This is a genomic window from Bradyrhizobium sp. (assembly GCF_049586575.1).
Taxonomy (GTDB): domain Bacteria; phylum Pseudomonadota; class Alphaproteobacteria; order Rhizobiales; family Xanthobacteraceae; genus Bradyrhizobium.
The window spans coordinates 1-14,234 of record NZ_JBAVCF010000032.1 but is presented as its reverse complement, the minus strand read 5'-3'; the positions used below and the strand labels follow the sequence as shown (position 1 = coordinate 14,234).

The 14,234-nt window shown below is 61.9% G+C and carries 12 protein-coding genes and 1 pseudogene; 8 read left to right on the top strand and 5 right to left on the bottom strand.

The features are described from left to right. From WB528_RS01060 to WB528_RS01035, 6 genes are all read left to right on the top strand, one after another. Positions 1-572: PAS-domain containing protein (locus WB528_RS01060; RefSeq protein WP_423886581.1), on the top strand; the 572-nt coding region annotated here is incomplete at its 5' end. A 314-nt stretch (positions 573-886) separates the two neighbouring features. Further along, on the top strand, positions 887-1,828 hold the full coding sequence (locus WB528_RS01055; protein WP_423886580.1) for an aldo/keto reductase: 942 nt from the start codon (positions 887-889) through the stop codon (positions 1,826-1,828). A 15-nt stretch (positions 1,829-1,843) separates the two neighbouring features. After that, the gene (locus WB528_RS01050) at positions 1,844-2,047 is read left to right on the top strand and encodes a cysteine-rich CWC family protein (protein WP_423886579.1); all 204 of its coding nucleotides are present in this window, start codon (positions 1,844-1,846) and stop codon (positions 2,045-2,047) included. 138 nt (positions 2,048-2,185) lie between these two features. Next, positions 2,186-6,760, top strand: a complete 4,575-nt coding sequence (locus WB528_RS01045; protein WP_423886578.1) for a GAF domain-containing protein — start codon at positions 2,186-2,188, stop codon at positions 6,758-6,760. Beyond that, the gene (locus tag WB528_RS01040) at positions 6,757-7,146 is read left to right on the top strand and encodes a response regulator (RefSeq protein ID WP_423886577.1); all 390 of its coding nucleotides are present in this window, start codon (positions 6,757-6,759) and stop codon (positions 7,144-7,146) included. Before WB528_RS01045 ends, WB528_RS01040 begins: the two co-directional genes overlap by 4 nt. Positions 7,147-7,297: 151 nt before the next feature. Continuing rightward, positions 7,298-8,548 carry an adenylate/guanylate cyclase domain-containing protein gene (locus WB528_RS01035; protein ID WP_423886576.1) on the top strand — a complete coding sequence of 417 codons (1,251 nt, stop codon included), beginning with the start codon at positions 7,298-7,300 and terminating at the stop codon, positions 8,546-8,548. Between the two features lie 42 nt (positions 8,549-8,590). On the opposite strand, the gene WB528_RS01030 is transcribed toward WB528_RS01035, so the two are convergent. The 4 genes from WB528_RS01030 to WB528_RS01015 form a co-directional block, all read right to left on the bottom strand. Continuing rightward, entirely contained in the window at positions 8,591-9,019 is a 429-nt protein-coding gene (locus WB528_RS01030) for an EF-hand domain-containing protein (RefSeq protein WP_423886575.1), read from the bottom strand. Between the two features lie 340 nt (positions 9,020-9,359). After that, entirely contained in the window at positions 9,360-10,067 is a 708-nt protein-coding gene (locus tag WB528_RS01025; protein ID WP_423886574.1) for a glutathione S-transferase N-terminal domain-containing protein, read from the bottom strand. Positions 10,068-10,218: 151 nt separating this feature from the next. Next, positions 10,219-10,455: a hypothetical protein gene (locus WB528_RS01020; RefSeq protein WP_423886582.1), complete on the bottom strand. Its 237-nt coding sequence runs from the start codon at positions 10,453-10,455 to the stop codon at positions 10,219-10,221. A 70-nt stretch (positions 10,456-10,525) separates the two neighbouring features. Next, on the bottom strand, positions 10,526-11,452 hold the full coding sequence (locus WB528_RS01015) for a hypothetical protein (RefSeq protein WP_423886573.1): 927 nt from the start codon (positions 11,450-11,452) through the stop codon (positions 10,526-10,528). A 218-nt stretch (positions 11,453-11,670) separates the two neighbouring features. On the opposite strand from WB528_RS01015, the gene WB528_RS01010 reads away from it, so the two are divergent. Further along, positions 11,671-11,910, top strand: a complete 240-nt coding sequence (locus WB528_RS01010) for a hypothetical protein (protein ID WP_423886572.1) — start codon at positions 11,671-11,673, stop codon at positions 11,908-11,910. Between the two features lie 199 nt (positions 11,911-12,109). Here the strand turns inward: WB528_RS01010 and pgm are convergent, their stop codons facing one another. Continuing rightward, entirely contained in the window at positions 12,110-13,756 is a 1,647-nt protein-coding gene (pgm, locus tag WB528_RS01005; RefSeq protein ID WP_423886571.1) for a phosphoglucomutase (alpha-D-glucose-1,6-bisphosphate-dependent), read from the bottom strand. A 149-nt stretch (positions 13,757-13,905) separates the two neighbouring features. Here pgm and WB528_RS01000 point away from each other — a divergent pair. Continuing rightward, a pseudogene (locus tag WB528_RS01000) lies at positions 13,906-14,234 on the top strand (excinuclease ABC subunit UvrB); the annotation flags it as partial.

Below are 14,234 nucleotides of genomic sequence, written 5' to 3'. Positions count from 1 at the left end.
ACCTGACCCGCCTTGGGCTGCTCACGGTGGCGGCCGCCGGCACGGCGGTTCGGACCGGTCTGCTGCGGCAAAGGCTGGTTGATACGCTCGCCGGGGACCGCCGTCACCACGCCACCGCCGAACGGCTTTCGGCCGCGCTCGACCAGGTCGACATCGGCATCGTGCTGCTGGATTCCGACACCCGCGCCGAGTTCATCAACCGCGCCTTCCGCGATTATTTCGCGCTGCCCGACGAAAAGGCCGACAGCAAGCCGCCGTTCATCGCGCTGATGTATCATGGCCGCGACACCGGCGCCTGGGAGATGCCGGAAGAGAAGTTGAGTGCCTTCATCGCGCAACGCACGGAAATGATGCGCGCAGGCGACTCGACGCCGATCAACATCAATCTCAGAGACGGTCGGGTGCTTCGCTTCAGTTGCACGGCATTGCCCGACGGCGGGCGCATGCTGAGCTATACGCCGATCACCGACCTGGTCCGCCACACCGACGACCCCGCCCGCGCCGACCATTTCCGCGCAATGCGCGGCAAGCGGTTGCTTGGTCCATTCACCGATCAACGCGCAGCCGAATAAGCCGCGGCGCAAGCTGTTTTCGAGCCTGCGAAGCACTGGCCTTCGGCTCGCTTTCAGGCTGTGGATAAATGTCGCTGTCACGGCTGCGTTACAATGCAGGACTAGCGTTGCATTGCGTTTGATCAGGCCCCCCGTCGACGATCATCCGCGCCCCCAGCGGTCCCCGTCAGTCGCCGCGTCTGACCGGGGCCGCTTCTTTTTCATGGACGTTTCTCGCGTTTCGGTTGTTTCGGCGCCAGCGGCCTGCCTTGCGCGTCAGCTCCATAAGGTCACAATGGGCCGCTCTCTTGAAAAACGCGGCACAGGATTGATCCATGGAAATTCGCAACCTCGGCGGCTCGGGTCTACGTGTTTCGGCCGTCGGCCTCGGCTGTAACAATTTCGGCCAGCGCACCGATCTGGAAACCTCGCGCAAGGTGATCCACAAGGCGATCGACCTCGGCATCACGCTGTTCGATACCGCAGACATCTATGCCAACATGGGCGGTTCCGAAACGGTGCTCGGCGAGGTGCTCGGCGCGAGGCGCAAGGACATCGTGCTCGCGACCAAGTTCTCGAAAGCCATGAGCACCGACGGCACCAAACAGGGCGCGTCGCGGCGCTACATCATGTCCGCCGTCGAAGCCAGCCTGAGGCGGCTGAAGACCGATTACATCGATCTCTACCAGCAGCATGACTACGACGCGCTGACGCCGATCGAAGAAACGCTGCGCGCGCTCGACGACCTTATCCGGCAAGGCAAGGTGCGCTATATCGGCAACTCGAATTTTCCGGCGTGGCGGGTCGCGGAAGCCGAACATGTGGCGAACGCGATGAACAGCAGCCGCTTCGTCTCCTGCCAGGACGAATACAGCCTCGTCGTCCGCGATATCGAGAAGGACCTGTTGCCGTGCGCGCAGGAATACCAGCTCGGTCTGCTGCCGTTCTTTCCGCTGGCGAGCGGTCTGTTGACCGGCAAATACAAGCGCGGCGAAGCGGCGCCGAACGATACGCGCCTCGGCCTCGTGCAGCGGCTGCGCGACCGCTACATCACCCCGCGCAACGAGGAGATCGTGGAAAAGCTGCAGGCGTTTGCGAAGGAGCGCGGGCATTCCATGCTGGAACTGGCGTTCTCCTGGCTCGCGGCGCGGCCGCAGGTCGCAAGCGTCATCGCCGGCGCCACGCGCGTCGAACAGATCGAGCAGAACGCCAAGGCGATCAGCTGGCACTTAAGTGTACAGGACATGGCGGAGATCGACAGCATTACGACGGGGTAATTTCCGGTCCTATTCATGACAGATCATCTGGAAACCGCATCATCACGGCGTCTCGCCTGTTCCCGATGCGGAACGGAATTTAGCTGCACGCGCGACAGCCAGTGCTGGTGCGTGGAAGAAGCCGCGCGGATGCCGATGCCGCGCGAGGGCGAGGATTGCCTGTGCCGCGAATGCCTGCGCAGGGCGGCGGCAGCGACCGGACACGGCGCCGCCGGCTAGCCAAGATCCGCTACTGGCGGCATTTCGGCCGATTTGAAGCCCCACTACCCCTAGCTGACGCCCAGCCGTCATGCTTTGATGTATCGGCGAAATCGAGGTGGCGCCCAGCACCTCGCCTGATCATTTGGAATATTCATCGTGAAGGACGACGTTGCCGCCGATCCCCAGCAGGTCATTGCTGATCTTAAGCGCAGGCTTGACGAGTCGATTGCGCAGCAGGCCGCCACCTCCGACGTCCTCAGGGTCATCAGCCGTTCGACCTTCGATCTCCAGACCGTTCTCGAAACGCTGATCAAGTCTGCAGCCGAGTTGTGCGGTGCCAATCGAGGCTCGATCTTCCTTCGCGAGGGCGACGTCTTTCCGCTGAAGGCGGCGTCCAGCACCACGCCCGAATTCCTGAAATATTGGGCGGCGAATCCGCCGAGGTCCGGCCGCGGTTCGGCCACCTCTCGCGTCATCGCATCGGGAAAGGTCGAAGTTATTGCCGATGTTCTTGCGGACCCCGACATGGAAATGTCCCTGGGTTCCCTGACCAGAATTCGCGCGGCACTCGGCGTGCCGATGCTCAGGAACAACACCGTCGAAGGCGTGCTGGTGCTGACACGGCCCGAGCCCGGCCCGTTCACCAAAAGCCAGATCGATCTGGTACAAACCTTTGCCGACCAGGCCGTGATCGCCATCGAGAATACGCGTCTGTTCAACGAGACCAGGGAATCGCTGGAACGGCAGACCGCGACTTCCGAGGTGCTGGGTATCATCAATTCGTCGCCGGGCGATCTGAAAACGGTCTTCGAAGCGATGGTCGAAAAGGCACGACGGCTCTGCGACGCCGATTCCGGGCACCTCGCTCTTCCGGTCGGCGATGATTTTCGTACAGCCGCGGTATCGGCGATGTCGCCCGATCTGGAGACGATGATCCGAGCCGTTTCGTATGCCCCGGGTAGAGGGACGGCGGTCGGTCGATCCCTGCTGGAGCGCCGTGCGGTACAGATCGCCGATATTGCAGCGGATTCCGAACATGCCGCGCGCCACACGGCGAATTCGAATCTCATCCGGACTATTCTCGGCGTACCGTTGCTGCGGGAGGGCGAGCCGATCGGCGCGTTTGGCCTTTCACGCTCGCGTGTTGAGCCTTTCAGCGAACGCCAAATCGAGCTTGTCGAAACTTTCGCCGCTCAGGCGGTGATCGCGATCGAGAACACCCGGCTTTTCAACGAGACCCAGGAAGCACTTGAGCGCCAGACCGCGACTGCCGATGTGCTCAAGGTGATTGCGAGTTCGCCGTCGGACGTGCAACCGGTATTCGAGGCGATCGCGACCAGCGCTAATCGCCTGCTCGGCGGTTTCTCGACTGCGGTTTATCGATTTCTCGACGACGGTATCGCCCATCTTGCGGCCTTCACGCCGACCACGCCCGCCGCGGACAACATTCTGAAGAGCGCCTTCCCACGCCCGATCAGCGACTTTCCTCAGTTCGAACTCACGCGGTCCGGGAAGCCAGTCCAGATTTGCGATATCGAGCAAGAACAGCACGCCGAGATCAAACAAATCGGCAGGGCACGTGGCTTTCGCAGCATGCTGGCCGTGCCACTGATCAACCGCGCCAGCGTGATCGGGCTGGTGACTGTCACCCGCACGGAGCCCGGGCTGTTCGCCGGCCACCATCTGCGGTTGCTGCAGACCTTCGCCGACCAGGCCGTGATCGCGATCGAGAATGCGCGCCTGTTCAACGAAACCAGGGAGGCACTCGAGCGGCAGACCGCGACCGCCGACATCCTGAAGGTGATCGCAAGCTCACCCTCCGACGTTCAGCCCGTCTTCGACGCGATTGCATCGAGCGCAAAAGCGCTGATCGGAGGTTTTTCGGCCACGGTGTCGCGCATCGTTGGCGACATGCTCCACCTGGCGGCATTCACGCCGACAAATACCAGAGCCGATGAAGCGTTGCAGGCTTCATTCCCGATTCCGCTCGCCGAATTTCCGCCTCTTGAGTCTGCTCGGGGCGGAGAGACCGTGCAGTTCGCCGATACCGAGGCGGAAGGTGTGCCGGCCGTGAACAGGGACGTGGCACGGTTGCGCGGCTATCGCAGCATGCTGTTCACGCCGCTCATGAACAAGGGCGAGCGGATCGGAATGATCAGCGTGACGCGCAAGGAACCCGGTACGTTCGCCGATCATCACGTCGAGCTGCTGCAAACCTTTGCCGACCAGGCCGTGATCGCCATCGAGAATACGCGCCTGTTCAACGAGGTCCAGACCAAGACAGCCGATCTACAGGAATCGCTGCAGCATCAGACCGCAACCTCCGAAGTGTTGCAGGTCATCAGCCGCTCGCCTGGTGAACTCAATCCCGTGTTCCAGACGATCCTGGCGAGCGCGACCAGCATCTGTGAGGCCCAATTCGGTCTGCTGGTTCTCTACGAGGACGGCGGCTTTCGCTGCACCTCGACGTTCAATCTGCCGCCGGCGTTCGCGGAAACCTTCTTGCGCAATCCGGTGATCTACCCGCCGCCGATCGACCCGCTGGGACGGCTGATCGAGACCCGGCAACTCGTTCATGTCGTTGACGTCAAGCAGGAGCCGGCTTATCTCACCGGTTTCCCGCCGATTGTCGAATTGGTCGAACTGGGCGGCGCGCGCACGCTTCTGCTCGTGCCCATGTTAAAGGAAGACGGCCTTGTCGGCGTGATCGCCATCTTCCGGCAGACCGTGCACGCGTTCTCCGAAAAGCAGATCGAGCTGGTGACCAGCTTCGGCAGCCAGGCGGTGATCGCCATCGAGAACGCGAACCTGCTTGGTAAATTGCGCGAGCGCACCGACGATCTCAGCGAGTCCCTGCAGCAGCAAACTGCAACCGCCGACGTCCTCAAGGTCATCAGCCGCTCGGCGTTCGATCTGAAGTCGGTCCTTACCACGCTGATCGAGTCCGCAAAGACGCTGTGCGGCGCCTCATTGGGCATCATCTGCCTGCGCGACGGCGGTGTGATGCGGCTACAGGCCGAATCCGGCTGCACGCAGGCCTTTGTCGATTTTATGCAGGCCCACCCGATCAAGCCCGGTCGAGAAACGATCACCGGCCGGGTCTTCATGGACGGCAAGCCGGTTCACGTCGCGGACGTCGAGCTTGACCCGGAATATAACTTTGCCAACGCGCCGACGATCGGCGCCTACCGCGCGGTCCTTGCCGTCCCGCTGATGCGCGACGCCGCGGTCGAGGGCGTGTTGCTGCTGGGAAGGCCAGGGCCGGGGCCATTCAGCCAGCGCCAACTGGACCTCGTACAGACTTTCGCCGACCAGGCGGTTATCGCCATCGAGAATGCGCGTCTTTTCAACGAAACCAAGGAGGCACTCGAGCGACAGACCGCGACCGCCGGCATCCTGAAGGTCATCGCCAGTTCGCCGTCCGATGTGCAGCCGGTGTTCGAGGCGATCGTGAAAAGTGCCAACACCCTTATTGGTGGATTCTCGAGCACTGTCTTTCGTTTTATTGACGGCGTTGGTCACCTCAAGGCTTTCACGCCGACAAATCCCGCCGCGGATGAAGTACTGCGGGCCAGCTTCCCGCTGCCCGTCACCGATTTCCTGCCGTTTAAAATGGCGCAAGCCGGCGAGGCGACTCAAATCGCCGATACCGAGACGTTGTCGAACGAGATTCTGGGTATCTCCCGGGCACGCGGCTTCCGCAGCATATTGTTCGCCCCGATGATGAATGACGGGGTTTCGATCGGCTCCATTGCGGTGACGCGCGTTCAGCCCGGAATTTTTGCCGACCATCATGTTCAGTTGCTTCAGACGTTTGCTGACCAGGCCGTCATCGCCATCGAGAATGTGCGGCTATTTGATGAGGTTCAGGCGCGCACTCAGGAGCTTTCGCTCTCGCTCGACGAGTTGCGCACCGCGCAGGACCGGCTGGTGCAGACCGAAAAGCTTGCCTCGCTCGGCCAGCTTACCTCCGGCATCGCGCACGAGATCAAGAATCCGCTCAACTTCGTCAATAATTTCTCGTCACTGTCGGGCGAATTGATCGACGAACTCAATGACCTGCTTGGGTCGGCCACGCTCGACGGCAAGACTCGCGAAGATATCGACGAACTCACCGAGATGCTGAAGGGTAACCTCGACAAGGTCGTGCAACATGGCAAGCGCGCCGATTCAATCGTCAAGAACATGCTGCTGCATTCGCGCGAAGGTTCGGGCGAACGCCGGCCTGCCGACATCAATGCGATCGTCGACGAAAGCCTCAACCTCGCTTATCACGGCGCGCGGGCCGAGAAATCCGGCTTCAATATCACGCTGGAGCGCGACCTCGATCCCTCCGCCGGAATTATCGATCTTTACCCGCAGGAGATCACGCGGGTGTTCCTCAATCTCATTTCCAACGGCTTTTATGCGGCCAACAAGCGAAGGGAAGCCGGCGACGAAGGCTTCGAGCCGTTGCTGACGGCGACCACCAAAAATCTCGGCAGCAAGGTCGAAATCCGGATTCGCGACAACGGCACCGGCATCCCGGCGGAAGTCAAGGAGAAGATGTTCAATCCCTTCTTCACCACCAAGCCCGCGGGCGAGGGCACCGGACTTGGCTTGTCGATGAGCCACGACATCATCGTGAAACAGCATGGCGGCGAGATTGACGTCGAAACCGAACACGGCGCATTCACCGAATTCATTATTACGCTGCCTCGCGCGGCTGCACAGGCTGGAGGTCGGAATTGAGCGTTTACATACTCGTCGTCGACGACGAACCTGATGTCGAGGAACTGTTCCGCCAGCAATTCCGGCGCGACCTGAAATCCGGGCGCTTCACGATGGAGTTTGCGCCGTCGGCGCCAGCGGCGCTGGTTCGCGCCGCCGAGATCAGGGATCCACCGCTGATCCTGATCCTGTCGGACATCAACATGCCCGGCATGAGCGGGCTCGAAATGCTCCCAAAGGTGCGTGCCGAACGGCCGGACGTTCCCGTCATCATGATCACCGCTTACGGTGATGCTGAAACGCGCCGCAAGGCCATCGAGCGCGGCGCGGTGGGATTGTTGACCAAACCGATCGATTTTGCGCTGCTGCGTCACGAGATCGACGCACGGCTAGTGGAGTGGATTTGACATTCGCAACCGGCCTAGCCGCGAGTTCGCAAAGCGAATGTCGAATCCGAAACTCCACTAGAAACTTATATTTGCTAGTGGTCCTTTTGATTCTAACATTCGCAAAAGTGACTGCTGAGTAGGGATGCGAATGTTAGAATCGGACCGCCGCATGACCGCAACCATTCTCGTTGTCGACGACGAGCCGGACCTTGAGGCTCTTGTCTTGCAGAAATTCCGCAAGCAAATTCGCGATGGCACGGTGAGTTTCATGTTTGCGCATGACGGTGTGGAGGCATTGCAGTCGATCGAAGATCATCCGCATGTGGATATGGTGGTGTCCGACATCAACATGCCGCGGATGGATGGCCTGTCCCTGCTGCAGAAATTGCAGGAGGCCGAAGACAAGAAGTCGACCATCATCGTCTCGGCCTATGGCGACATGAGCAACATCCGCACCGCTATGAACCGCGGCGCATTCGATTTCCTGACCAAGCCGATTGATTTCGGCGATCTCGAAACGACGATCGACAAGACCATTCGCCACGTCCAGGCGATGCGCGAGGCGCGCCGGCGCCAGTTCGAGGCCGAGCGCGCGCATGCGTCACTGTCGCGGTATTTCTCGCCCCAGATCGCCTCACGGCTTGCCGCCGCCGGCGAAAGTGACGGCATGGAGGTGCACTGGCGCGACGTCGCCGTGATTTTCACCGACATCGCCTCTTTCACTTCGCTGGTGGAAAACGCCGCACCCGACGTGCTCGGCACGCTGCTCAACGAATATGTGGGCGGGATGACCGATGTCGTCTTCGCGCACGAGGGCACGGTTGCCAAGATCATCGGCGATGCCATCCAGATTCTCTTCAACGCGCCCGGAGACCAGCCGGATTATGCGAGCCGGGCAATCGGTTGCGCCCATGCGCTGGATAGCTGGGCTGAGGCGTTTCGCGAACGCTGGAAATCCAAGGGCGTGAATTTTGGTGCAACCCGGATCGGCGTTCACGCAGGTCAGGCGCTGGTCGGCAATTTCGGCGGCGGCCGCTTCTTCGACTACACTGCTTATGGCGACACCATCAACACGGCGGCGCGGCTCGAGGCGGCCAACAAGTTTCTCGGCACGCGTATTTGCGTCAGCGCCGTAGTCGCCGACGGAGCCAATGCTTTCCGCGGCAGGCCGGTCGGCGATCTCTTGTTGCGCGGGCGCAGCGAACCGCTGCGGGCTTTCGAGCCACTGGCTGCGGCTGCGTTCGAAGAGCCGGCGACGGCGCAATATTGTGATGCCTTCGCCAAACTGGAGGCCGGAGACGCCGCAGCGATGCCGGCCTTTGCAGCATTGGTCGGGCTGCACGCGAGTGACGCGCTTGCCGGCTTTCATCTCCGGCGGCTGTTGAACGGGGCTAAAAGCGCGCGCATTCAATTGGAGTAGCCGCGCAGCCAATGCGCGCGCGTGTCGCCACGCTCGCTGATCTCAGTGAAACCGGTCGCGCGGGCGCTCCTGCGGTCCGGGGTTGGCCGGATTGGCCGCCGCTTTCAACTCTTCCGGCGTGACGCGGCAGTCGCCGTTCTTGTCGAAGCGCATGATGAACACGCTCGGCTTCTCGACGAACTCCTTGCGCGAGATCTTGCCATCCTGGTTTTCGTCGAAGTAGCCGAAATCGGCGTCCGCCAGGCTCGGATCGCCTTTTTTGATCGATGCGAATTCCTGCGGGGTGAGAAAACCCTTGCGGCCTTTATCGGCTGAGACGAACAGCCGGTCCATAAAACTCTTCCACTCCTGGCAGGTGTAGATGCCGTCGTGATTGGCATCCCATGGTGGCGGCCCGTTGTTGAGCATCGGGTCGGTGCGAGCCTGCGCGAGCGCCAGAGACACACCGAACGAGTTGCCGGCCGCCAGCATCGCCAATGTCGCGCCGATACGAAGCACAGAGATTCCGTCACGCAAATTTCTTCTCCTGTCGTAGCAGCTTCAGGCCGCGGATCCATTCTGGATCATTGCGGCCAGTGCCGCCTATTTGAAGTTCCTGCGCCACGAGCTGCTAAACCCGTTCAGGAACTTCAAATAGATAAGCGACACTAGAACCAATAAATTTTCTGGGCCCATAACCTTCCGAAGTTCGTGAAGGTGGGCGCTGAGATGTAGCACGAACTTCGGAAAGTGGGCACCAGCTTGTCATCGACCGCGAATGCAAAATTGCGTGTCGTGTCTGGTTATTAAATCGTGTCTGGCTATTAAAAAGCTATTTCACCACGGCCGCCGTTTGACCGAACAGAAGCTTGCGTTCTTCCTCGGTGCGGATCGCGGGCTGGCCGTAATTCGGATTGACGTCCTTGGCGAGTGCGTAGGCGCGCACCGTGGCCGGCCGCTCGCCGATCACAGCCAGCCAGCGCTTCAGATGCGGAAACTGGTCGATGTCCTGTCCCTGATTCTTGTAGGGCACGACCCAGGGATAAGAGGCCATGTCGGCGATCGAGTACTGTCCGCCGATGAATTCGCGATCGGCCAGACGCTTGTTGAGCACGCCGTAGAGGCGGTTGGTTTCGTTGACGTAGCGATCGATCGCGTAAGGAATCTTGTCCTGCGCATAGTTGCGGAAGTGATGGTTCTGTCCGGCCATCGGCCCAAGCCCGCCCATCTGCCAGAACGTCCACTGGATGACGTCGTAGCGGCCGTGGAGATCGGCGGGCAGGAACTGGCCGGTCTTCTCGGCGAGATAGAGCAGGATCGCGCCGGACTCGAAGATCGAGATCGGCTTGCCGCCACCCTTGGGCTCGTGATCGACCAGCGCCGGAATCCGGTTGTTCGGCGCGACCGCCAGAAATTCGGGCTTGAATTGATCGCCCTTGCCGATGTTCACCGGGAAAATCTTGTACTTCAGCCCGGTCTCTTCGAGAAACATCGTGATCTTGTGACCGTTCGGCGTGGTCCAGTAATACAGGTCGATCATGGGGGTGTTCCTGTCATGGGGTTTTGCGCAGGGATAATGGATGCGGATGCATGAATGTCACCATCCAGGTCAGTTGAGTCAATGGCGGCGTCGGCCCGGTGCAGTGAAAGTGATTGGCTGCAATGTGCCGGCCGCGGAAACTCTGCAGGGTTCAGCTTTTCCGACGGTGGGCACGGAGCCATTGTTCGCCGGCATTGGTGACGGTGGCAACGGTTCCGACGCCCGCAACGGCTTCGCGTATTACAAAGCTGGCATCGGCGGCGTCTTCCCAGATCGTCAGCCGCGGACAGGACGTGCGCCAGGTCGCCACGACCTCCGAATAAGGCCGCGGCTCGCGCGCGATCCATTCGACGAAGTCAAGCACCAGAGGATCGGCGGGCTTATCCATGTCCATCGGAATCTTCCGTTGCGAAGCTGCCTTGCTTCGACGCGTTCGACGCCATTCCGCCTTCGCAAGCTCAGGGCGCGCGCGTCACCGCTATCGTCCGCGCCTCGGTCTGGATCAGGTTCTGCTCCATGCCGCGAAACACGGTGGTCGATTTTTCGCTGACCTTGCGCGTCATGCCGCCCTCGACTTCGAATTCAGCGCGCTTGTCGAAGGAAAACAGCATCGACTTCACCAGCAAATCGACTCGTGCCGGCGTCACGCTGTCGCCGGAGGCGGCGAGCAAACTCTTGGCAAAGGACTGCATGAAGTCGTTCATCGACGCGGCGTCGATCGAGGTGACGTTGACGAAGGTGAGCCGGCCCGCCGCATCGGCTTCGACCAGTTCGAAGCGTTCGTTGGAGTTCAGCCCATCGCCGCCGAGGGGATTTTCCGCAGGCTTCGACGTCCACCTGAATTCGCCTGGCTTCATTCCGGTATTCTGCGCGACCGCGAGCACGGCCAGCGTATCGACATAGGCGGATGCGGCGCCGGCGGCATCGACTTCGGTCAATTCCGAGATCAACTGCTCGAATAGCCCGCGCGCCGCGGGCATCTCCGAAAACTGCGCCGCAAGACCATCGGCCGAGCGGCGCATCGCGGCCCTCGCCTCGTCGAGATTGTCGATGCGCAAGGGCTTGCCTGAGGAATCCATGCTGGCGCGGATCACCACATTCTCCAGCACGCCGGCATAGGCGCGCCGCAGCGCCGTGTTTCTCGCATTGCCCTCGACGGTCGCGCCGCGCTGAACCCAGGAAATGCGGAAGCCATCCGCCGTCTTCTCTTCGACAGTCAGTTCGGCACGCGTCCTGACCATGGAGGTGGTTGAACCCTCCGGCCTCGTCTCCTCGCCGCGAACTTCGGATTCGACGACCCAGCGGCTGCCGACCGGCGGATCGTAGACCGGTTCGGCTGCAACCGCCCGCGCCGCGCCCAGCGTCGCCGCAACAACTACCGTCACCGCAAGAGCCCTTGCGAGGACAGCCCCCGGCCCATTCACTGTCCTGCCCCCTGCCACCATCGTCCGCTCAAATCGCCGAATCCTTGTTTCCGCGGCGCTTTATATAGGTTCACGTGGGGGGTCCGCACCGAACTTCTCCCGAAAGTGTGAACCAGTTCACAGTCGTTTGGACCGGGACGTGGTTTCCTAGGACGTCTCGAAAACGGCGGAGACCCAACATGAACCATGACGGCTTTCAGATTGAGGTTTTCGAAGCTGGCAAAGGGCTTTGGCACGCCCGGATCAGGCGCGCGGATTTCGAACCCGTCATCATCGACGGAGTTTCGTTTCCCGAGCTTGAGGTCGGCTTCGCCTGGTCCAACGTGGAAGCGGCGATCGCCGACGCAAAGACCCGCATCGACTACCTCAACCGGCGATCCGTGATGCCCGAGCGAAAGCGGACGAGAGTCCATGCATGATTCCAGCGGCAACCTATCCGCTGCCGTGCGATCCAACTGCCCCGATTGCGACGGCCAGCTTCGAGTGCTGCGCGTGATCGGAGGGCGCGCCGGCGCCGAATACTGGACCATGCGCTGCATCAGATGCGGTGGAATCCACCTCGACATCGTTGGCGGCCAGTCGCCAGCCCCCGCGCCGGCCGCGTAAGGCCTCCCGGCCTCAGCCAGCGAACGTCCGCGCGATCGCCGCCTGCGCCTCGTCCTGGATTTGCTTGAGGTGGGCTTCGCTGCGAAAACTCTCCGCATAGATCTTGTAGACGTCCTCGGTGCCGGAGGGCCGCGCGGCGAACCAGCCGTTATCGGCCGTGACCTTGATGCCGCCGAACGGCTGGTTGTTGCCCGGCGCTGCCAACAGCACGGCCGTGACCCTCTCGCCACCCAATTCCCTGATCGCGAGCTGTTCCGCCGACAGCGTCTTGAAGACGCTCTTTTGTTGCGGCGTCGCCGGCGCATCGATCCGCGCGTAGAAGGGATTTCCGAGTTCGGCCGTCAGCGCATCGAACCACTGGCTCGGATCGCGGCCGGTCCGCGCGGTGATCTCGGCGGCGAGCAGCCCCATGATCAGGCCGTCCTTGTCGGTGGTCCACACCGATCCGTCCTTGCGCAGGAACGAGGCGCCCGCGCTTTCCTCGCCGGCAAAACCGAAGCCGCCACTGAGGAGCCCGTCGACGAACCATTTGAAGCCGACCGGTGTCTCCACGACCTTGCGGCCGATCTTTTTCGCGACGCGGTCGATGATGGCGCTGGACACGACGGTCTTGCCGATCGCGCTGTCCTTGCGCCATTGCGGGCGATGTTCGAACAGGAACGCGATCGAGGCCGCCAGAAAATGGTTCGGATTCATCAGCCCGTTGGAGCGGGTGACGACGCCGTGGCGGTCGGCGTCGGTATCGTTGGCAAACGCAACGTCGAACTTCTCGCGCATGCCGATGAGCTGCGCCATCGCGTAGGGCGATGAGCAGTCCATCCGGATCTTGCCGTCCCAGTCGAGCGTCATGAAGCGGAAGGTCGGATCGACCTCGTCGCGGATCAGGGTCGCGTTCAAGCCGTAGCGCTCGATGATCGGCTCCCAGTAGCGCACCGCCGCGCCGCCGAGCGGATCGATGCCGATTTTCACCCCCGCGCCCCGGATCGCCTCCATGTCGAGCACATTGGCGAGGTCGGCGACATAAGGCGTGATGTAATCGTGGCGATGCACGCAGGGCGCTTTTCGTGCGCGCTCGTACGGGACGCGCTTCACGCCGTCGAGATCGGTCTCGAGATAGCGGTTGGCGGCGCGTTCGATGGCGCCGGTGATGTCGGTATCGGCCGGGCCACCGTTCGGCGGGTTGTATTTGAAACCGCCATCTTCGGGGGGATTATGCGAGGGCGTAACCACGACGCCGTCGGCGAGCCCGTTGGTGCGGCCCTTATTATAGGTGAGGATCGCGTGCGAGATCACCGGCGTCGGCGTGTAGCCGTCGTTCGCATCGATCATCACCTCGACGCCGTTGGCGGCGAACACTTCCAGCGCGCTGGCGAGCGCGGGCTCGGCGAGCGCATGGGTATCGATGCCGATGAACAGCGGGCCCGACAGGGCGGCCTTGGCGCGGTGATCGCACAGCGCCTGGCTGATCGCCAGAATATGCGCCTCGTTGAACGCGTCGTTGAGCGAGGAGCCGCGATGGCCCGAGGTGCCGAACGCGACCCGCTGCGTGGCAATCTTCGGATCGGGCTTGCCCGCGAAATAGGCGGTCACCAGCCGCGGAATATTCGTCAGCATCGACGGTTCGACCGCCTTGCCGGCCTTGGGATGGATGTCGGGCATGGGATTCCTCAGAAGCGATTTGCAGGCGCAGTTTGCGGTTTGGCCGCTGTGCTGACAACTGCTGACAGCGCAACGGCCCGCGGCGAAGCCGGTTCCTTGATCCTTTCTCTGCCCTTTTCTCAGGCGCGGAGTCGTCCCATATTCCCGACATGGCGAAGACCCCCGACTCCCCCCAAAAATCCGGCAAAACTTCCAGGAAGACTCCCAGGTCGAAGGCGCCGAATTCCAAGGCTTCAAGGCCCGACGTGCAGCCGATCGGCCCGGCGCTGGCGGAATTGCTCAATCCGGCGATCAATCGCGGCGACGCTGGCATGGGATCGGGCACCGGCCTGCAGCCGCCGCCGGACAATTCCTGGGACCGCCGCGCCGGCGGCGAGGCGGCCGCGCATCGCGCCCGCGCCTCCACCAGGGGTTTTGAGGAAGCGCCGCAAGCCAATTACGGCACGACCGCCACCATCCCGACGCTCGATCCCGAACT

Bases quoted from the DNA above. Each gene is read 5' to 3' on its own strand.
- WB528_RS01020 (WP_423886582.1), bottom strand. From the start codon at position 10,455: ATGGATAAGCCCGCCGATCCTCTGGTGCTTGACTTCGTCGAATGGATC.
- WB528_RS01035 (WP_423886576.1), top strand. From the start codon at position 7,298: ATGACCGCAACCATTCTCGTTGTCGACGACGAGCCGGACCTTGAGGCT.
- WB528_RS01010 (WP_423886572.1), top strand. From the start codon at position 11,671: ATGAACCATGACGGCTTTCAGATTGAGGTTTTCGAAGCTGGCAAAGGG.
- WB528_RS01030 (WP_423886575.1), bottom strand. From the start codon at position 9,019: ATGCTGGCGGCCGGCAACTCGTTCGGTGTGTCTCTGGCGCTCGCGCAG.
- WB528_RS01055 (WP_423886580.1), top strand. From the start codon at position 887: ATGGAAATTCGCAACCTCGGCGGCTCGGGTCTACGTGTTTCGGCCGTC.
- pgm (WP_423886571.1), bottom strand. From the start codon at position 13,756: ATGCCCGACATCCATCCCAAGGCCGGCAAGGCGGTCGAACCGTCGATG.
- WB528_RS01050 (WP_423886579.1), top strand. From the start codon at position 1,844: ATGACAGATCATCTGGAAACCGCATCATCACGGCGTCTCGCCTGTTCC.
- WB528_RS01025 (WP_423886574.1), bottom strand. From the start codon at position 10,067: ATGATCGACCTGTATTACTGGACCACGCCGAACGGTCACAAGATCACG.